The 18,457-nt window shown below is 35.3% G+C and carries 17 protein-coding genes; 10 read left to right on the top strand and 7 right to left on the bottom strand.

What is annotated here, in order from left to right:
- Positions 1 to 4: 4 nt before the first annotated feature.
- Together narH and NST14_RS10860 are read right to left on the bottom strand one after the other, a co-directional pair.
- Complete coding sequence (gene narH / locus NST14_RS10865; RefSeq protein WP_000692685.1) at positions 5 to 1,480, bottom strand: nitrate reductase subunit beta; 1,476 nt, start codon at positions 1,478 to 1,480, stop codon at positions 5 to 7.
- Positions 1,470 to 5,153, bottom strand: a complete 3,684-nt coding sequence (locus NST14_RS10860; protein WP_000729079.1) for a nitrate reductase subunit alpha — start codon at positions 5,151 to 5,153, stop codon at positions 1,470 to 1,472. The genes narH and NST14_RS10860 overlap by 11 nt, the downstream gene beginning before the upstream one ends.
- Before the next feature lie 478 nt (positions 5,154 to 5,631).
- On the opposite strand from NST14_RS10860, the gene NST14_RS10855 reads away from it, so the two are divergent.
- The 5 genes from NST14_RS10855 to NST14_RS10835 all read left to right on the top strand — a co-directional run bounded on the left by NST14_RS10855 (position 5,632) and on the right by NST14_RS10835 (position 11,381).
- Positions 5,632 to 6,132, top strand: coding sequence for a hypothetical protein (locus tag NST14_RS10855; protein ID WP_000764323.1), 501 nt, complete (start codon positions 5,632 to 5,634; stop codon positions 6,130 to 6,132).
- Positions 6,133 to 6,248: 116 nt separating this feature from the next.
- Entirely contained in the window at positions 6,249 to 6,590 is a 342-nt protein-coding gene (locus NST14_RS10850) for a hypothetical protein (protein ID WP_000877041.1), read from the top strand.
- A 389-nt stretch (positions 6,591 to 6,979) separates the two neighbouring features.
- Positions 6,980 to 7,942, top strand: coding sequence for an AAA family ATPase (locus tag NST14_RS10845; protein WP_061184728.1), 963 nt, complete (start codon positions 6,980 to 6,982; stop codon positions 7,940 to 7,942).
- Positions 7,942 to 9,156, top strand: a complete 1,215-nt coding sequence (locus NST14_RS10840) for a DUF58 domain-containing protein (protein WP_000831664.1) — start codon at positions 7,942 to 7,944, stop codon at positions 9,154 to 9,156. Before NST14_RS10845 ends, NST14_RS10840 begins: the two co-directional genes overlap by 1 nt.
- Complete coding sequence (locus tag NST14_RS10835; protein WP_073540557.1) at positions 9,153 to 11,381, top strand: transglutaminase TgpA family protein; 2,229 nt, start codon at positions 9,153 to 9,155, stop codon at positions 11,379 to 11,381. Before NST14_RS10840 ends, NST14_RS10835 begins: the two co-directional genes overlap by 4 nt.
- An 83-nt stretch (positions 11,382 to 11,464) precedes the next feature.
- Here the strand turns inward: NST14_RS10835 and bsaA are convergent, their stop codons facing one another.
- Positions 11,465 to 11,947, bottom strand: coding sequence for a glutathione peroxidase (gene bsaA / locus NST14_RS10830; protein ID WP_000219435.1), 483 nt, complete (start codon positions 11,945 to 11,947; stop codon positions 11,465 to 11,467).
- A gap of 224 nt (positions 11,948 to 12,171) precedes the next feature.
- Here bsaA and NST14_RS10825 point away from each other — a divergent pair, with 224 nt between their 5' ends.
- From NST14_RS10825 to NST14_RS10815, 3 genes are all read left to right on the top strand, one after another.
- Positions 12,172 to 12,381 carry a DUF3925 family protein gene (locus NST14_RS10825; RefSeq protein WP_000844978.1) on the top strand — a complete coding sequence of 70 codons (210 nt, stop codon included), beginning with the start codon at positions 12,172 to 12,174 and terminating at the stop codon, positions 12,379 to 12,381.
- A 97-nt stretch (positions 12,382 to 12,478) separates the two neighbouring features.
- Complete coding sequence (locus NST14_RS10820; protein WP_000754986.1) at positions 12,479 to 13,450, top strand: MBL fold metallo-hydrolase; 972 nt, start codon at positions 12,479 to 12,481, stop codon at positions 13,448 to 13,450.
- 85 nt (positions 13,451 to 13,535) lie between these two features.
- Positions 13,536 to 13,970 (top strand): hypothetical protein, encoded by a 435-nt coding sequence (locus NST14_RS10815; RefSeq protein ID WP_001174521.1) that lies wholly within the window; start codon positions 13,536 to 13,538, stop codon positions 13,968 to 13,970.
- A gap of 57 nt (positions 13,971 to 14,027) precedes the next feature.
- Here the strand turns inward: NST14_RS10815 and NST14_RS10810 are convergent, their stop codons facing one another.
- Complete coding sequence (locus tag NST14_RS10810) at positions 14,028 to 14,705, bottom strand: DUF3600 domain-containing protein (RefSeq protein ID WP_000050680.1); 678 nt, start codon at positions 14,703 to 14,705, stop codon at positions 14,028 to 14,030.
- The gene (locus NST14_RS10805; RefSeq protein WP_000651119.1) at positions 14,702 to 15,280 is read right to left on the bottom strand and encodes a sigma-70 family RNA polymerase sigma factor; all 579 of its coding nucleotides are present in this window, start codon (positions 15,278 to 15,280) and stop codon (positions 14,702 to 14,704) included. The genes NST14_RS10810 and NST14_RS10805 overlap by 4 nt, the downstream gene beginning before the upstream one ends.
- 206 nt (positions 15,281 to 15,486) lie before the next feature.
- Here NST14_RS10805 and NST14_RS10800 point away from each other — a divergent pair, with 206 nt between their 5' ends.
- Together NST14_RS10800 and NST14_RS10795 are read left to right on the top strand one after the other, a co-directional pair.
- On the top strand, positions 15,487 to 16,473 hold the full coding sequence (locus NST14_RS10800) for a quinone oxidoreductase family protein (protein ID WP_000644145.1): 987 nt from the start codon (positions 15,487 to 15,489) through the stop codon (positions 16,471 to 16,473).
- A 29-nt stretch (positions 16,474 to 16,502) separates the two neighbouring features.
- Positions 16,503 to 17,141: a zinc dependent phospholipase C family protein gene (locus tag NST14_RS10795; RefSeq protein ID WP_000535596.1), complete on the top strand. Its 639-nt coding sequence runs from the start codon at positions 16,503 to 16,505 to the stop codon at positions 17,139 to 17,141.
- A 44-nt stretch (positions 17,142 to 17,185) separates the two neighbouring features.
- Here NST14_RS10795 and NST14_RS10790 read toward each other — a convergent pair whose 3' ends face one another.
- Both NST14_RS10790 and NST14_RS10785 read right to left on the bottom strand, forming a co-directional pair.
- Positions 17,186 to 17,569, bottom strand: a complete 384-nt coding sequence (locus NST14_RS10790) for a VOC family protein (protein ID WP_318581511.1) — start codon at positions 17,567 to 17,569, stop codon at positions 17,186 to 17,188.
- Positions 17,570 to 17,624: 55 nt separating this feature from the next.
- The gene (locus NST14_RS10785) at positions 17,625 to 18,434 is read right to left on the bottom strand and encodes a sugar phosphate isomerase/epimerase family protein (protein WP_000375197.1); all 810 of its coding nucleotides are present in this window, start codon (positions 18,432 to 18,434) and stop codon (positions 17,625 to 17,627) included.
- Positions 18,435 to 18,457 lie beyond the last annotated feature (23 nt).

Raw genomic sequence — 18,457 nt, 5'->3', positions numbered from 1 at the left:
TTATTTAAGAAATTGTCATGCAAGAGCCTGGACCACCTGCAAATGATAAACCACAGCTTCCTTGTTCATTGTATAAATCTGCAACTTGTTCGCGGTGAGACGTCGGGATAACAAAACGATCTTTATATTTTGCGATAGCAAGCAGACGATACATGTCTTCTACATCTTGTTTTGTTAAACCAAGTTCTTTTAATACCGCTTCATTTGGTTCTTTATTAATTTGCAGTGCTCTCATATGCGTTCGCATAACAGCCATTTTTTTCAATGTAAGTCGAATGTGTGATTCATCTCCTGCAGTGAGTAAATTCGCTAAATATTGAATTGGAATACGCATATTATCGATAGCAGGGAAAATCTCTTCTGCTTGCCAGTTACTACCTTTCCCTTCCACCATATTCATAATTGGGCTAAGCGGTGGGATATACCAAACCATTGGCATTGTACGATACTCTGGGTGAAGTGGTAGAGCAATTTTCCAATCGATAATCATTTTATAGATTGGTGACTGTTGTGCCGCTTTAATCCACTCTTCAGGAATGCCTTGTTTTTTCGCTTCAGCTGCTACTTCAGGATCATTTGGATCTAGGAAAACAGTAAGCTGAGATTCATATAAATCTTTTTCATTCTCAACAGAAGCCGCTTCTTTTACTTTGTCAGCGTCATATAGCATTACCCCAATATATCTGATACGTCCTACACATGTTTCCGAACAAATTGTTGGCATACCAGCTTCAATACGTGGGAAACACATTGTACATTTTTCCGCTTTATTCGTTTGCCAATTAAAGTACACTTTTTTATATGGGCAAGACGATACGCAGAATCTCCATGCACGACATGCGTTTTGATCCACAAGAACAATCCCATCTTCTTCCCGTTTATACATCGCACCAGATGGACAAGACGATACGCAAGATGGATTCATACAATGTTCGCATATGCGTGGTAAATACATCATAAAGACATTTTCAAAATCGGTTTTAATTTCTTCTTCCATTTTCTTTACGTTCGGATCTTGTAATCCTGTTATATGTCCACCAGCTAAATCATCTTCCCAGTTTGGACCCCATTCAATTTTGTCGATAAATTCGCCTGTAATTGCTGATTTCGGACGAGCAACTGGCTGATGCTTACGCTGCGGACTATTTGTTAACGTTTCATAATCATAGTTCCACGGTTCAAAGTAATCATCAATTGTTGGTTGATCTGGATTGTGGAAAATATTCATAAGGCGCTTCATTTTCGAACCGGATTTCAGCTGAATTTCACCATTTTTCAATTCCCAGCCACCTTTATATTTCTCCTGATCTTCCCATTGCTTCGGATAACCAATGCCAGGTTTCGTTTCTACGTTATTGAAATACATATATTCAGCACCTGGACGATTTGTCCAGGTGTTTTTGCACGTTACGCTACAAGTATGGCAGCCGATGCATTTATCTAGGTTCATTACCATTCCGACTTGTGCTTTAATCTTCAAGCCAATCTACCTCCTTCAGTTTGCGAATTACAACGTTTAAATCGCGCTGGTTCCCAGTTGGACCATAATAGTTAAATCCATAACTTAATTGACCGTATCCACCAATCATATGTGTCGGTTTTACGTGAATTCGAGTTGGACTATTATGCGTTCCCCCGCGATTACTTGTTAATTTCGTTCCAGGTACGTTAATGTGGCGATCTTGCGCATGGTGCATAAACGCCATTCCTCTCGGTATACGGTGCGTTACAACTGCACGTGCTACAACAACACCGTTACGGTTAAAGCACTCAATCCAATCATTATCTGCAACACCAGCTTCTTCAGCATCTTCTTTATTCATCCAAACAGTTGGACCACCTCTAAATAGCGTTAACATCGGTAATGAATCAAAGTACATACTATGAATGGACCACTTATTATGCGGTGTTAAATAGTTTAGTGTAATCTCTTTCCCTTCTACTTCAGGTCGTGATTTACGGAACGGTTTATGTTGCAGAATTGGTTTAAATGTTGCCATCGTTTCACCAAATTCTTTCATCATGTCATGATCTAAATAGAAAGATTGTCGTCCAGTGATTGTTCTCCAAGGGATGAGACGTTCTACATTTGTTGTAAATGGTGAGTAACGGCGCCCACCTTTTTCAGAACCTGTAAAGGCTGGAGAAGTAATTACTGTTTTTGGCTGCGCTGTAATTTGTTCAAATGTGAAGCATTCTTCTTCACGTTCTTCTGCTAAATCACGTAATTTTAAATCTGTTTGTTTTTCAAGTGCTTCCCATGCTTTTACAGCCATATGACCATTTGTTGTAGAAGAAAGCGTTAATACCGCTTCAGCAGCATTGATTGCTTCTTTTATGTCTGGACAACCTTTCGCAATAGAATCTGTTCGAACAACTCCTAATCGGCTTTTTAATTGCTCATACTCTTTTTCTGCCGACCAAGAAATTCCTTTCGTACCAATCGGTTGTTTCCCGGCATTTGGTCCAAGTGCTGTCATTTTGTCATAAATCGTTTTATAATCCCTTTCGACAACATGAATTTGCGGCATCGTTTTACCTGGTATTGGTTCACACTCACCTTTGCTCCAATCTTTAATCTTACCAAGTGGTTGTGCTAATTCTTGCGGTGTATCATGAAGAAGTGGTGTTGCAACAACTTCTTTCATTGGTTCAAGATCAATTTTCTCTGCTAAATCTGACACAGCTTTAGAAAGTGAAGTGAAAATATCCCAGTCAGAACGTGCTTCCCATGGCGAACCGATTGCCGGATTAAATGGATGTACAAATGGATGCATATCTGTACTGCTTAAATCGTGTTTTTCATACCAAGTTGAAGCCGGTAAGACGATATCAGAATAAAGCGCTGTTCCAGCCATACGGAAATCTAAATTAATGAGCAAATCAAGCTTCCCTTCTGGCGCTTCTTCATGCCATTTCATTTCTTCTGGTCGTAATGAATCACTATCATCATTCATTAATCCGTTCGTTGTACCTAATAAATGTTTTAAGAAATATTCGTGTCCTTTACCAGAACTTGAAATTAAGTTTGCACGCCAAACGAATAAGTTGCGCGGGAAGTTATTTTTGTTATCTGGATCTTCAATCGCAAATTTTAGTTCTTTTTCTTTTAATTTTTGTGCAACATATTTTCCGATTTCTTCTTGTGTTGTTGCACCAGCAGCAACAGCTTCTTTATATAGTTCAATTCCATTTTTCTCAAATGTCGGATAAGAAGGTAACCAGCCAAGTCGCGCCGCTAATACGTTGTAATCACCGTGATGTTGATAACGAGAGTTGCCTTCGACTGGTGATGCTAAATGTCCCACTGGTGTATCTTCATAGCGCCATTGATCTGTTACGAAATAGAAGAAAGATGTACCGTTTTGTAATTTCGGTGGCCCTTGCCAATCTTTTGCCATTGCGATTGTTTGCCATCCTTCTGCTGGTCGTAATTTTTCTTGCCCAACGTAATGCGCCCAGCCACCGCCGTTTACACCTTGTGCTCCAACGAGAAGTACAAGATTTAAAACGGCGCGATAAATTGTATCAGAGTTAAACCAATGGTTAATACCAGCCCCGACAATAATCATTGAGCGACCATTCGTATCAACAGCATTTTGTGCGAACTCACGAGCGATTTGAATAATAAGCTCACGTTTTACTCCTGTCATTTTCTCTTGCCATGCAGGTGTAAACGGCACGTCATCATTGAAGTCTTTCGGCTCTTGTCCACCAAGCCCTCGGTTCACACCGTAATTTGCTAACGTTAAGTCATATACAGTAGTAACGAACACTTCGCCCTCTTCTGTCATAACCTTTTTCACTGGAATTGTACGTTCTAATACTTTGTTTCCATTATCAGAGAAGTACGGGATTTGTACAGTTCCAACATGATCTTCCATTCCAAGTACAGAAAGACGTGGATCAATCTTTTCGCCTGTTTCTTCATCTTCTAAACGTAAATTCCATTTCTTTTCGTTATCCCAACGTGACCCCATTGTGCCATGAGGTGTTGCAAAATCATTCGTGTTCTCGTTCCAAAGTACAGGTTTCCATTCTCCTAACTTTGTTTCGCGTCCAATATCAGAAGCATTTAAGAATCGATCCGCAACGAATTGGTCTCCTTTTTGTTTCAATGTAACGAAGAAAGGAAAATCAGTATATTGCTTCGCATACTTTGTGAAGTATTCCACTTGATTATCTACGTAAAATTCTTGTAAGATCACGTGCCCCATTGCCATCGCAAGTGCACCGTCTGTACCTTGTTTCACACTAATCCAATCATCCGCAAACTTTGTTGACTCAGCAAAATCAGGACTGACAGAAACGACTTTCGTTCCTTTATATCGAACCTCCGCTAAAAAGTGTGCGTCTGGTGTTCTTGTCATCGGTACATTTGAACCCCATGTCATAATGTAACCAGAGTTATACCAGTCACTACTTTCTGGTACATCTGTTTGATCACCCCAAATTTGCGGAGAAGCTGGTGGTAAATCTGCGTACCAATCATAGAAACTAAGCATCGGTCCACCCATAAGTTGCATAAAGCGGCTGCCTGCAGCATGACTTAACATCGACATAGCTGGAATTGGTGAAAAGCCAACATTTCGGTCTGGACCGTATTTCATTACTGTATATAATAATGAAGCTGAAACGAGTTGTAACACTTCATCCCAATTCGCACGAACGAATCCCCCTTTACCACGTGCCTGCTTATACTTGCGTGCTTTTTCAGGGTTTTCCACAATGCTTTTCCAAGCATCTAATGGTGACCCATTATTTTGTAATTCCTCTAGCCACATACTCCAAAGAACACCACGTACATACGGATATTTCACACGAAGTGGACTATAAATGTACCAAGAAAAACTCGCTCCACGTGGACACCCTCGTGGTTCAAAGTCAGGCATATCTGGACCTGTTGTTGGATAGTTAAGCTCCTGTCCTTCCCAAGTTACAATTCCATCTTTCACATAAATGTTCCAACTACATGAACCAGTACAGTTCACACCATGTGTAGAACGAATTACTTTATCATGCTGCCAACGCTTTCTATACACATTTTCCCATTCACGATCTTCATATGTTTCTTGTGTATGATTATCGTTATAACGATCTATTGGTGAAAAATATTTTAAACGTCTCATTAGTGCTGAAGGTTTCTTCTTCATACTGTTCACTCCTTTAATACGTCTCTCTTACATACCCTTACTATAAGAGAGGTTGTAAAATACAGATGTGACATTTCGCACAGTTCAAGAGATTGTCAAAAATTCCGAAAAAAATATAAAAAGGTGAAAATCTAATCATTGTGGAGGGCTCACATCCTTCACTGACTGTTAAGTTACTTCCTTGCTTCTAGCAAAGTTTAAGATGAAGTACAGATAATAATGAGCTTGTAAAAAAATTTCTTATATAATAGAGGAAGTAATTTGGGAGTAGTTAAATTTGATATACCTAAATCGTTAGATGAGTTAATAAATGAAAATACAATACTTTAAATTCACCATATCAAGGGCAACTATCCTGAAAATAGTTGAACAAAAAACGCCAGGAAATCCATATGAATTGTCAGCAACTTGGATTGAATCAATAGAAGAATACACCAAGAATGTCAGGATTTTAAGATAATAATAAAAGGAGTATATTATGAAATTAGAACCGCTTTATGCAGAAAACATTATCGTAGCCGTCATATATAAAAATGAGTTTAGATGGTATGTAACAGATAAAGAACTATGGTTTTTAGATTATAATAAATTAGATAATGCATATAAAAATTTAGGTATAAGCATTGAAGATAATGACGAAACAGAAGAAAGAAATGGAATAAAAGTATTAGATCATGAAAATGTAGAAGTATTTTTAGTAAGGATTAATAAATATAAAACAACTAAAGAAGAATTAAATTATTTACTACTTGAAAATATTAAAAGGAAAAATGCAGGAGAAGATCTATTAGATTTTAGTCCAATCTTATTAATTAACTTTGATAATAAAATACTATATTCAATGTTTCCAGAACCGGCATCATATGAAAACTATGTACCAAAAGATTGGAGTGGTACATATGAAGATTTCACTGAATTCATACCTACATCAGAGAAATATTGGATAGATAAGTTTAATAATAATTTACTTTTACTATAATTTAAGTAGGAAAATAGAGATGATAGTATAAGAATTTATTACCTTAATAGAGCTTATGAGATTAATAGAGAAGTAAATAGAGTCACTAAAGCCAGAAATAAAGGAGTAAAATAGTCATGAAATATCCATATAGTTTTGAAGTGCTTAACAGTAGTGATTTAGTTATGAGACTTCCTCAAGAAATTAAACTTGTTGAAACTTTTTTAGGAATTGAAGTTACATCTTTTGGAGATTGGATTTTAGAAGAAATACATAATGTTTTAAACGGAGAAAAAAATTATGTAGTAGTAAATGGCAACATTTGCAGTTTAGAAATTCGGAACGACACAACTACTGTGTTAGACAATTTAGCCGAAGATGGTAAAGGAGAATATTGTGAGATTGAAACAATGGAATTGGTAGAATTAATTCATATTTGGTTAAATAAACGAAAAGAATATAAGAAAGATAAAAAATAAAGGAGTGTAATAATTTAAATAACTGGCCTCTTCATGAGAAGTCGACTTTATTTTTTATTCACAAAGGGGTATTAATATATGTTCCAAACTATACGCGTAGGGTTTCCTACGCTATTTATTTTGCTCATTGAGGTCAATCTTTCCTTCCCCTCTTCTACTTTTACCGATGATACTATTCTATATCAAGACATATTTCACATAAAAAGAGAAATCATTATTTACCATATTGCCCTTAGTTACTGAAACAATTATACTAGATGTAATCAGAATAAATAATCTGAATATTCTTAGAATTAAAGGTAATAGTTTTATACTCGCACATAGAGAGGTACGTTCTATTTTCCACTAAATAGATTAGAAAACGATAATAACACATTAGGAGGATTACGATGCACCAGCTTGATTCATTACATCCCATTATAGAAAAAATAATCAACAATATTGAAAAGTTAATGGTCGGAAAACGAAAAGAAACGATCTTAGCTTTGACAGCTCTCTTAGCTGAAGGTCATGTACTATTAGAAGATGTTCCTGGCGTCGGGAAAACAATGTTAGTACGGGCACTTTCTAAATCTATTGATGCTGATTACAAACGTATTCAATTTACACCTGATTTACTTCCATCAGATGTAACAGGTGTTTCTATTTATAATCCGAAAGAGCTTCAATTCGAGTTCAAGCCTGGACCAATTATGGGGAATTTTATACTTGCTGATGAAATTAATCGTACATCTCCCAAAACACAATCTGCCTTACTTGAAAGTATGGAAGAAAGCAATATTACAATAGATGGTATGACAAGACCGTTACCAAAACCGTTCTTTGTAATGGCTACACAAAATCCGGTCGAATATGAGGGAACATATCCTTTACCAGAAGCCCAGCTCGATCGTTTCTTATTGAAGCTAAAAATGGGATATCCTTCGCCAGAAGAAGAATTTGAAATTTTAAACCGGATGGAAAAAACAAATCCCCTCTCCCATTTACAAGCTATTACTACAATAGAAGAATTACTTTATTTGCAACAAAGCGTACGGGAAGTAAGTATGGACAAAGGAATTAAGCATTACATTGTAAAGCTTGTTAGTCAGACTCGTTCTTATAGTTCTATACAACTAGGTGCAAGTCCGCGTGGCTCGATTGCTTTAATGAAAGCTTCACAAGCTTATGCATTCATCCATGGCAGAAATTATGTTATTCCAGACGATATTAAATTTTTAGCTCCTTACGTGTTAGCTCACAGACTCATTCTAAAAATGGAAGCAAAATTTGAAGGAATAACAGGGGAACAAGTTATTTCAAAAATCGTTGCACGAACTACCGTGCCGACTCAAAGGAAGATGAACCTTTAATGAAACGCACGCTACGAGCACTATATCACGTTACGAAGTTATTACTAATCCCTTTATGCCTAGTGTTAACATTTGTGTATGCTATGCTTCAAGGAGGATTTGTAAGTTGGTTTTTATTTTACAGTATGGTTCCTATTGGTCTTTATTCACTTTTACTCCCCTTCTACGCTTTACGGGGTGCTGAAGTAAAAAGAATAACAAATCAAAACGATTATGTAGCAGGAGAACGATTTGTAAGCACGATTACAATAAAAAGAAAATTTCCTTTCCCCTTACTTTATTTAGTTATAGAAGATGAACTGCCACCACACCTTACAAGTTGTAGACAAACAAAGATGAATAAAACAATACTCTTTCCAGGATTAAAACGAAATATTTCGTTTCAATATGCAATTGACACAATCCCTAGAGGAGAGCACACTTTTTCAAGCGTACGAGTCAAAACTGGTGATCTATTCAGTATGATGGAGAAAGAAGTAACTTTTTCAGTTCCGGATACATTTTTAGTCTATCCTCAGTATGTAGATATAACGTATCAGCAATTGGAAAACCATTTCGAACAAGGAGCGCTCTCAGCAAATATAAATTTCACAAAAGACTCTACCATTTCTGTCGGTGTGAGAGACTATAAACCTGGTGACCGCTTTTCATGGATTGATTGGAAAGCAACTGCAAGAACAAACAACATTATGACGAAAGAGTTTGAACAACAGCGTAGCCATAATATTATGATATTCATAGACAGAACTGAGTCCCCTCTATTCGAATCAGTCGTCACATTTACTGCCTCTATTGTCAGGGCTGTATTGAAGCAAAATTCACCAGCGTCATTTGTGTCTGTCGGAAAAGAACGAACTTTTTTCCCTTTAGACAATGGAGATAGTCAGTTGCAGCAAATCTTTTGTCATTTAGCGAAAGTACAAGCGGACAGTGTATTCCCGCTCTCCCGGAGTGTAGAAATGGAATTAAGAAAAGTTTATGAACCCGTAACGATACTACTCGTGACAAGCGATCTTTCTCCCGATATTCAAAAGGCGGCTGACTATGCCGCTATACAAAATAGAAAATTACTAGTTTTTATTGTAAAAGAAAAACCGAATCAACTCTCACATCGAGAACTAAGTATTTTAGAAACTCTACAAAAACGAAAAATATTTGTAAATGTGGTTTATGAAAACCGATATACAAATGTGTTTTTTGAGGTGAGCAAATGACAACATTACAAACAAAATACAAATGGGATATGAGCAGATTCTTCATGCATGCATGCGCATTTCTACTTTTACTAGAATGGATACGACCCCTTATAGGTATTACAAACGTAGGTAGATTAGATATTTTTGTAATATTTATAGGAATTTGCTTCACTCTTTCTTTTTTTCAAATAAGGTGGCAAATTCCACTAAAGATCGTGACGATTTTATTCATCATTCATTTCCTGTATTATAAAAATGCTTTTATTAATCCAACTTGGCTAACAAAATTTTTTACTGATATTTCTCGAAATTCCTCCCTGTTATTTCAGGGGAATTTACTAGATATTTCTCCTGTTTTTCCTACACTTTTATTTTTTTTATCATTTTGGTTTTTGAGTGCTTTCATCTCTTTTTGGATGATTCATAAAAAGCGTGGATTGTTATTTCTTATATTGACTATTATTTATATCACCGCTTTTCATAACTTACATGTATACAATGCAAACTACGCTATTATTCGTACCGTTGTCATCGGCTTTTTTATGCTGAGTCTTCTTCGCATAGAACATATAAAAGAGAGTGAGCACTTACAAAATTATGCTAGAGAAATCTCAAAACTACTTAAACCTCTTACAATATTTATTGTATTGTCAGCAACCATCGCATACTTTGCGCCAAAATTTGGCCCTCAATGGCCAAACCCAATGGATTTTTTAAAATTCAACACATCCGAATCAAGTAAAAAACAAGAAGTTTCTAAAATTGGATATGGTCTTGATGACTCAAAATTAGGCGGTCCTTTTACGGCAGATCCTACAATTGTTTTCACAGCACAAACGCAAAACAAACAATATTGGAGAGTAGAAACGAAAGATTTTTATACCGGAAAAGGTTGGGAAGTTTCTGAAAATCAAAAGAAGGTTACTTTTAAAAATAAAAACGACGTCGTGAGTTGGTACGAACAAAATACAAAAACAGAGACAACTTCGGCAACAATCACCATGCAAAAAAGTTATCCGCACCTTACCTATCCAGCAGGTTTAGTATCAGTTGAGGCTTCTTCCGATGTATCATACAGCGTTGACCCATTTTCAGAAAAAATCTATACGATGGACGCAGACTCTTCCACTACTTTACATTCATATAAAGTAACATATGAGGTCCCGGAGTTTTCCATAGAAAACTTGAAAGCTGTAAAAACGAATGAAGGTCAAGAAACAAATCCTTATTTCATGACAAAGTACACGCAACTTCCCGAATCATTACCGCAGCGAGTAAGAGACTTAGCTGTTAATCTAACAAATGATAAAAACAACCGATATGATAAAGTATTAGCTATTGAAAACTACTTTACTGACCATTCTTTTGTATATGAAACAACGAATGTCTCATTCCCTACCAAACACCAAGATTATGTAGATCAATTTCTTTTCGATACAAAAAGCGGCTACTGTAATAATTTTTCGACGTCTATGATTGTTTTACTTCGTTCTGCCGGGATTCCAGCTCGTTGGGTAAAAGGTTATACAGAAGGAACACTTGATAATACGTTGGTGGGTGCGGAAGGTGAGGATGTTTATAAAGTCGCGAACGATAACGCACACTCTTGGGTCGAAGTATATTTCCCTGGATATGGATGGATTCCATTCGAACCGACAAAAGGATTTACGAATCCCTATAATTTCACAAATAATACTCCTGCTCCTACTTTACAAAATAACGAAGTATATAATTCTAATAACGAACCCATACAACAACGAAACAATGAAGCAAAGCTCAAAAGTTTAATAGAAGATACAGAAGATGCTTCTACTAAAAAGATTCCAAATTCTAAAAATGGATTTTCTTGGTGGTACGTATTCCTCTCTACGATACCGATTAGTATTATAGGATACATTCTATTCATCACTAGAATGAAATGGATTACGTTTTTTATCATTCATTTCTATAAATATCGAAAAGATGATGCCGTTTATACAAAAGCTTACGATTCACTCCTAAAACAATTTGCGCGAATTGGTATACGACGAGATGAGAGTCAAACATTCCGAGAATATGCTCTCCATGTTGATACACTTTACAACTCGGCCGATATGCAACAACTTACTTTCAGTTATGAGAATGCTATATATCAAAAAGGACAAGCCGCAGCAGAATGGAAAAAATCCGTACAGTTATGGGAAGTACTTATGAAAAAAGCTGCTTCTCCACCTAAATCAAATAACTTCCATTCAGCGATTTAATATTGACAATGTGAATGTAAATAAAATGCCTCAAAGAACAAAATAGTTCTTTGAGGCATTTTTTAATAAAGTGAAACTCCTAGTTATTCGCCAAGTACCTTCTCAATCTCAACCTCTAAATCCACCGGCTTCGTTTGCGGTGCAAAACGCCCTACTACTTTTCCGTCTTTTCCAATTAGAAATTTTGTAAAGTTCCATTTTACTGCTTTCATACCGAGTAAACCTGGTGCTTGTTCTGTCATGTATGTATACAGAGGATGAGCCTTATCACCTTTTACATCAATTTTTGCAAACATTGGGAAGTTTACACCGTAGTTTAATTCACAAAAACTAGTAATATCTGCTTCTGTTCCTGGTTCTTGCCCTCCGAATTGGTTACAAGGGAAACCGAGTATTTCTAGCCCTTGTTCTTTATATTTATCATATACTTCTTGTAATCCTTTATATTGCGGTGTAAACCCACATTTACTAGCTACATTTACAATAAGAAGTGCTTTTCCTTCGTAATCTTTTAACGATTTTTCTTCACCTGTAATTGTTTTAGCTGAAAAATCATAAACTGTCATTGTCCTTACCCCTCTCTTCACTATCATTCCATGTTTATACTATACTACATTCGTGAATTTACAGCTCTTATTACGTATTTCTCTCTACAATTGAAAGCGCTTTATTTCCGTTCGAAAATTCGACACAAATTACTAGACTTTTATGATGGAAAGTTTTACAATTGAATTGTGAACAAAATGTGACAGTTTATATTCTATTATTATAGAAAAGGATGGTGTTCAATATGAAAACTGCACAACATGAAACGATTTCAAATCGCGAGTTTTATTTCGTACTATATATGATGTTATTGTATGTGATTGGCTGGGTAATCGATGTAAATGGTTTATTTTTAAGCTCCTACTTTAATTTAGCGGGAGAGATTATGCTTCCATTAGTTGGCGGCATTGTTGGACTATTCGTTATGTCTATTAATAAACAACAAAGACAATAAGAACATTACAAAAAGGCAGAAGACGAAACTTTCGTTTTCTGCCTTTTTGTATTTTTAGCGTATAATAGTTACATACCGTATATAAGGAGTGGTAAAGATGAAAAAAGTAGAACAATTATCTTCTCACCTATATCTGATTGATGATTTTGATTTACAACATAATGAACGAACTGGTACGTACGTTTTATTAGGTGATGATATTACTTTAATTGAAACTTGTGCAGCCCCTTCTCTTCCGTATATTTTAGACGGCTTACAACAATTACATATTGATTTAAACGAAGTTAAAAACATTATCGTTACACATGTTCATTTAGATCACGCCGGTGCTGCTGGTTTAATGATGGAAAAATGTCCAAATGCTACTTTATATGTGCATTCTCGCGGTGCTCGTCATATGATTGACCCAACAAAACTCATTTTAGGTGCAAAAGCTGTGTACAAAGAAGATTTCGATAAACTTTTTGATCCAATTCTTCCAATTGAAGAAGAACGTGTTCATATTGTACAACATGGTGATACGTTACAAATTGCAGAAGACCGCATCCTTACATTTTATGATACACCGGGACATGCAAAGCACCATATTAGCATTCACGATTCATTAACAAACGGCATTTTTACTGGCGATACAATTGGAATTTATTATAGAGAACTCGCAGACCTTGGTGTAGAACTGTATTTACCATCAACGTCCCCTTCACAATTCCAACCAGATGCGATGATTGCTTCTAAAAATCATATTCAAAGTATGAATGTAGATACTATTTATTTCGGCCATTACGGCGCATCATCCAATGTTACAGAAGTATATAAGCAACTAGAACATTGGTTACCTATTTTCGTTCATACTGGTAAAGAGGTCTTTGAAAAATATAATGATTTCGATGAAGCTACTAAAGCTTTGCAAACTGTATTAATAGATAAGGTCTCTTCTCACCTTACAAAGTTAAACGTTCCATCAGATCATTCCGTTTATAACATTTTACATCTAGATATAGAAATTAGTGCGATGGGCATTATAGATTATTTCACGAAGCAAGAAAAAGCAAACACCACTATTAAATAACCGTAAAAGAAGAGATATACAACAGTAGTTATTGTATATCTCTTCTTTTTTTGAATATATTTTGAGTAAAGGATGGTGGAATATAATGCAAAAAGTGATGCTATACCTCTGCTTTACATTATTTATCGTCTTATTATTATTTATCGGAGTGAAAATTCAATTTTATTTAGATACAGACGCACAAGTAAACTTTAACGTTTATCCAAGATTATTCTACTTTACACTCTTCCCTCTTATAGTCGGCATTTTATTACGATTCCTTCAATCTACTAATCGTGAAACGAGTAAACAAAACTGGCGCTTTCAACCGGATAAATTTATCGCCATTACTGTGCCTACACTATTCATTTCCTTTTCTCCAGCTCTACTCTTTTCACCAGTTGGTGCATACCTACCTTATATAACTAATATTATTCTTATCAATACAACTTTTGTTACGATAATTAGTTTAATAGCTGGTTATTCCCTTTTAGATTGTTTTATACAAAAGGATCCTGCAAATATGAAAAAATATAATTGAATACTCTATTTTATTTCAATAAAAAGGCTCTAAGCGAAAGCTTTGAGCTTTTTTTAATTATCTCACCTTTTCGTCTACATACTCCATAATCTGCTCTGCTTTCATAAATCTTTCTTTATATGCCTCAGGTATTTCTTCTACTTTTATTGCACCAGTTGATTTTGTCTTCACTCGTACGATTTCATGTGTCATTAAAGCTTCCATATAGCGATCAAACTCTTCTTGCGTTAATACTTCCCTACTTGATTTATGACCATTTAATTTATCAAAGTATGGTTGAAGGCCCATACTTACCTTTTTCATTTCTTCTCTTTTTGCTGGCGATAATGCATCATAATCAATATTGCCGTTCGAATCTCCGTACGCAAGCTTTGCATTTGTTAATTTCTTTAGTTCTTTTGTAAACACTTCATATTCTTTTGTACCCATTTCATCTTTCGCTTCTGATAACTTTGCACTAAAACGCATGTACGCCTCTAATGTCATCGTTCCAGCATGTTTTTTTAAGTTTTCAAAAGACCCGTATATACCATCTGCCATAATAGATTGATATGCAAAACCAGTTGTTGGGATTAAAAACGCCGCTGCAAGTACTCCTGCGATAAGGCGTTTCTTCTTACTTCCCCCACGCTTCATTTTTATTTGAACGATTACTTTTTCTTTCAACTCCGGCGGCGCAACAATCCCCTTCGCTTCTTCTTGTATAGATTCTCGAACTCTACAATCTAAACTCATTTCACATTCCCTACCTCTCCTAAAAAGATTTCTTCTACTTGCTCTTTTTGACGTAGTTTCTTTAAAGCCGAATGAATTCTAGATTTCACAGTACCAATTGGAATATGTAATATTTCTGCTACTTCTTCTTGTGAGTAGTCGTGCAAGTACCTTAAAATAATAACTTGTTTCAATTTATACGGTAATTTATGAATAAGTTCGATTAGTTTTCGATTTGATATTTTACTTACAACATCGTTAGAAAAATCACTTTGTACCGGTTTTCTTTGCTCTTCTGCTTTTTTTATAATTCGTAGTCGCATCCATCTCTTTCTTCTATAAGAGTGAATTTGTTTAATTACAAGTCCAATTAGCCAAGGACGAAATGGCTTCTCGCTATCATACTTACGAAGCGATTCATATAGCTGTATGTATATTTCTTGAACGACATCATCTACATCCGCTTTATCATCTATTAAAAAATGTGCTGTCTTATATACTTCGTGAATCGTTACATCATATAATTCACTATACGCTTCTTTATTTCCTGATAAAGTTAATTGGATCAAATCTGTATACACTGTTTCATCCTTCATATACCACCCCTCCTTTGTCTTACACTTTATATTGGCAAGTAATCTATATTTCGTTCGATTTTTTCAAAAGTTTTTTATATGAATTAATATAATGATTCAATACGTTCATAAGCTTCACTTATAACCTTGCATAACTATTATATAATTTTCCAATTCCTGATAAAGATTTAAAATGATTTATATAGTCAAATTTAGGGGGATAAATAATGAAAGCTATCATTGTAACATCGTTCGGTGGTCCTGAAGTGATGAAATATACAGATGTGGATATGCCGGTTATTTCAGAAAATCAAGTTTTAATTCGCGTTGTTGCTACAAGTGTAAATTTCGCTGATATTAAATCACGTTATGGCAAAAAAGGAAATAAAGTACTACCTTTTATTCCAGGGATAGATGTCGCTGGTATAGTAGAACGTGTCGGCTCTCATGTGAAAAATATAAACCCTGGACAACGTGTCATTGCTTTTCCTCAAAATGGATCTTACGCAGAATACGTTGTTTCAAATGAAAATCTTACTTTCGTTTTACCTGATGAAGTCGACTTTCAAACTGCAGCAGCATGCCCTATCGTATCTTTCACAAGCTATAATTTACTCGCAAATGTAGCAAGGCTTCAACAAGGTGAATCAGTACTCATTCATGCGGCTGCTGGTGGAATTGGTACTACAGCTATTCAACTTGCAAAACTATTAGGGGCTGGAAAAGTTATCGGTACTGTCGGAAGTGAAGCAAAAAAAGAAATTCCTTTATATGCTGGAGCTGATTATGTAATTTGTCATCAGAATGAAGATTTTGTAGAGAAAGTCAATGAGCTGACAAACGGTGAAGGGGTTGATGTAATTTTAGATTCTATTTCTGGAACTGTTTCGGAAAGAAGTTTAAAATGTCTTGCTTATTACGGCCGCCTCGTTCATTTCGGTAATGCTAGTGGTGAAATTGGCAATTTTCAAACGAAAGATTTACATGCAAGTTGCCGCTCTATACTCGGTTTTAGCTTTGGAACTACACGAAAAAAACGTCCTGAACTACTCCAAGAAACTGCAAATGAAGTTTTCCGTTATTTGCGTGACGGACGTTTGCAAATCAAGGCTACGAAATCTTTTCCACTTCAAGATGCAGGGAAAGCACATGAATGGGTCGAAAGTAGAAAAAGTACAGGGAAAGTAATACTAACTGTTCAGTCCTCCTCCTGAAATGAATACTTGAAACCGAGGTGTCATTCATGGGATCACGAATTATGCATGCTATTATCGCTAACGGTATTGCCGAAAAACTATGTATTCAAGATAGAACTTCTTTCATACTCGGAGGTGTAGCCCCTGATGCGGTTCATTCAGCAGAAGAAAAAGGAACTTCACACTTTTACGCTGGCACAACGAAAAATTATACGAGAAGGATAGCTTTTAATTCTTTTTTTCAAAAATATAAAGCTCAAATGGATTCCCCTTTTCTCTTAGGCTATTACACTCACCTCATTGCTGATGATAATTGGCTAAGCGGCTTTTTTCTTCCTTGGTTAAAAAATAGAATAGAAAATGATGAAACGATCGCACCTATGTACTATAACGATTTTAAATTGTTAAATGCAAAATTGCTTCATCATTACGATAAAGAACAACAGCTCTTCTCGCTTCTCAATCAAGATGCTCACATTGTCGATATTGAAGAGGTTTCTAAAGAAAATGTTTTAGAATTTCGAAAATATCTTTTTGAAGATATGTTGTATCCAAAGCAACATTTGCATGAAGACTTACAGGTGTTTACGTTTAATCAAATTGTCGGTTATATGGAAACCGCTATTGAAAAAGGAACATTTTTTATTAAACAACTCTCTCATGATAAATTCATTTCAAAGATTTAATCCCCCTCAATATGTTTGAGGGGGATTTTCACATAACAATATTATTATCGGTTCTTTTCCATAACCGCAAAATAATTCCCTTCACTATCAGCAAAGTTAAATACTTTACCAGAAGGCATAGTTACCATTTCGCCAACAGTAACATTTTTATTTTTTAAATCTGCATATAATTGATCAAGATTTTCTGAGAAGAACATTAAAGACGGTGTACCAAGATTCAATTCTGGGCTCATCTTAGAGATAACTTCTTTATTATGTAATATAATGCTCGTTTCAGCACCGTTAGTTGGAGCGATTTCAATCCATCTCATTCCTTGTTTATTATCTTCCTCTGCAACTACATGAAATCCTACCTTTTCCGTCCAAAAATTTACTGACTCATCTTGATTATTTACATATAACATAATTTGTCCTACTTTATGGATCATTGCATTTCCCCCTAATGGTTTTTATATTCTATGTAGCTTTCTACAAATACTATCGTTATTCCTTTTGAGTTGGTATGTACTTCTTTGCAAAATTTATCGACTGACTCATCCCATCCAGTTCATCAAAATAATCATTTCTTTCAATCATGTTATATCCATTGAATCCAATTTCATCTAATACCTTGAAGAATATATCGAAATCCACTTCACCATTTCCTACTGCTACTTCAATATACTTACTTGAACTATCGCTTTTCACTTTTGTACAATCTTTAATATGAGTTTGTACTATATAATCTTTTAATAGCAATAAACCTTCTACCGGATTTTCATTTACATCACTAATTAAATTTGCTGGGTCAAAGTTAACCGCTAATCCTTTTGAATTTATATTTTCTATAAATCGCTTTAACACTATCGCTTTTTCAGATCCTGTCTCAATAGCGAAAAATCCTCCAAATCTGAACGCTAAGTCTCCTATTTCATTACAAACACGTATCATTTTATCATAGTACTCACTATTTTCATCATCAGGGATTTTCCCAATATGGGCAGTTACTATGTTAGCTCCTAACCTTAACCCTTTATCAGTAATATATTTAAGACTCTCTATTGCACATCCAGCTTCAGTTCCTATCATTCCATTTTCTCCGAAGCTAATTGCTAATGACGGGACTTGAATCTCATTAAAAGATAAGTTTTCTTTTAATGTGTTCCATTGTACCTTTGAAATGTTAGCTAAGTTGAAAGTCGAATTCATAGCATATAATTGAATATATTCTAACCCCCATTCTCTCGCCTTCTTTATTCCTTCGTTTACTTCAATATGTTTCGTATTTAAAAACATTCCTAATTTCCTATCCATATGTGTACCTTCTTTTTATTATT

The organism is Bacillus sp. FSL W8-0519, assembly GCF_038005585.1.
Taxonomy (GTDB): domain Bacteria; phylum Bacillota; class Bacilli; order Bacillales; family Bacillaceae_G; genus Bacillus_A; species Bacillus_A paranthracis.
This window is presented reverse-complemented; position numbering and strand designations above follow the sequence as displayed.

What these genes read in the sequence shown, in the direction of transcription:
- NST14_RS10815 (WP_001174521.1), top strand. Translation starts at nt 13,536, where the DNA reads ATGCAAAAAGTGATGCTATACCTCTGCTTTACATTATTTATCGTCTTA.
- bsaA (WP_000219435.1), bottom strand. Translation starts at nt 11,947, where the DNA reads ATGACAGTTTATGATTTTTCAGCTAAAACAATTACAGGTGAAGAAAAA.
- NST14_RS10825 (WP_000844978.1), top strand. Translation starts at nt 12,172, where the DNA reads ATGAAAACTGCACAACATGAAACGATTTCAAATCGCGAGTTTTATTTC.
- NST14_RS10845 (WP_061184728.1), top strand. Translation starts at nt 6,980, where the DNA reads ATGCACCAGCTTGATTCATTACATCCCATTATAGAAAAAATAATCAAC.
- NST14_RS10790 (WP_318581511.1), bottom strand. Translation starts at nt 17,569, where the DNA reads ATGATCCATAAAGTAGGACAAATTATGTTATATGTAAATAATCAAGAT.
- NST14_RS10810 (WP_000050680.1), bottom strand. Translation starts at nt 14,705, where the DNA reads ATGAGTTTAGATTGTAGAGTTCGAGAATCTATACAAGAAGAAGCGAAG.
- NST14_RS10805 (WP_000651119.1), bottom strand. Translation starts at nt 15,280, where the DNA reads ATGAAGGATGAAACAGTGTATACAGATTTGATCCAATTAACTTTATCA.
- NST14_RS10795 (WP_000535596.1), top strand. Translation starts at nt 16,503, where the DNA reads ATGGGATCACGAATTATGCATGCTATTATCGCTAACGGTATTGCCGAA.
- NST14_RS10785 (WP_000375197.1), bottom strand. Translation starts at nt 18,434, where the DNA reads ATGGATAGGAAATTAGGAATGTTTTTAAATACGAAACATATTGAAGTA.
- NST14_RS10850 (WP_000877041.1), top strand. Translation starts at nt 6,249, where the DNA reads ATGAAATATCCATATAGTTTTGAAGTGCTTAACAGTAGTGATTTAGTT.
- NST14_RS10860 (WP_000729079.1), bottom strand. Translation starts at nt 5,153, where the DNA reads ATGAAGAAGAAACCTTCAGCACTAATGAGACGTTTAAAATATTTTTCA.
- NST14_RS10800 (WP_000644145.1), top strand. Translation starts at nt 15,487, where the DNA reads ATGAAAGCTATCATTGTAACATCGTTCGGTGGTCCTGAAGTGATGAAA.
- NST14_RS10855 (WP_000764323.1), top strand. Translation starts at nt 5,632, where the DNA reads ATGAAATTAGAACCGCTTTATGCAGAAAACATTATCGTAGCCGTCATA.
- NST14_RS10820 (WP_000754986.1), top strand. Translation starts at nt 12,479, where the DNA reads ATGAAAAAAGTAGAACAATTATCTTCTCACCTATATCTGATTGATGAT.
- NST14_RS10840 (WP_000831664.1), top strand. Translation starts at nt 7,942, where the DNA reads ATGAAACGCACGCTACGAGCACTATATCACGTTACGAAGTTATTACTA.
- NST14_RS10835 (WP_073540557.1), top strand. Translation starts at nt 9,153, where the DNA reads ATGACAACATTACAAACAAAATACAAATGGGATATGAGCAGATTCTTC.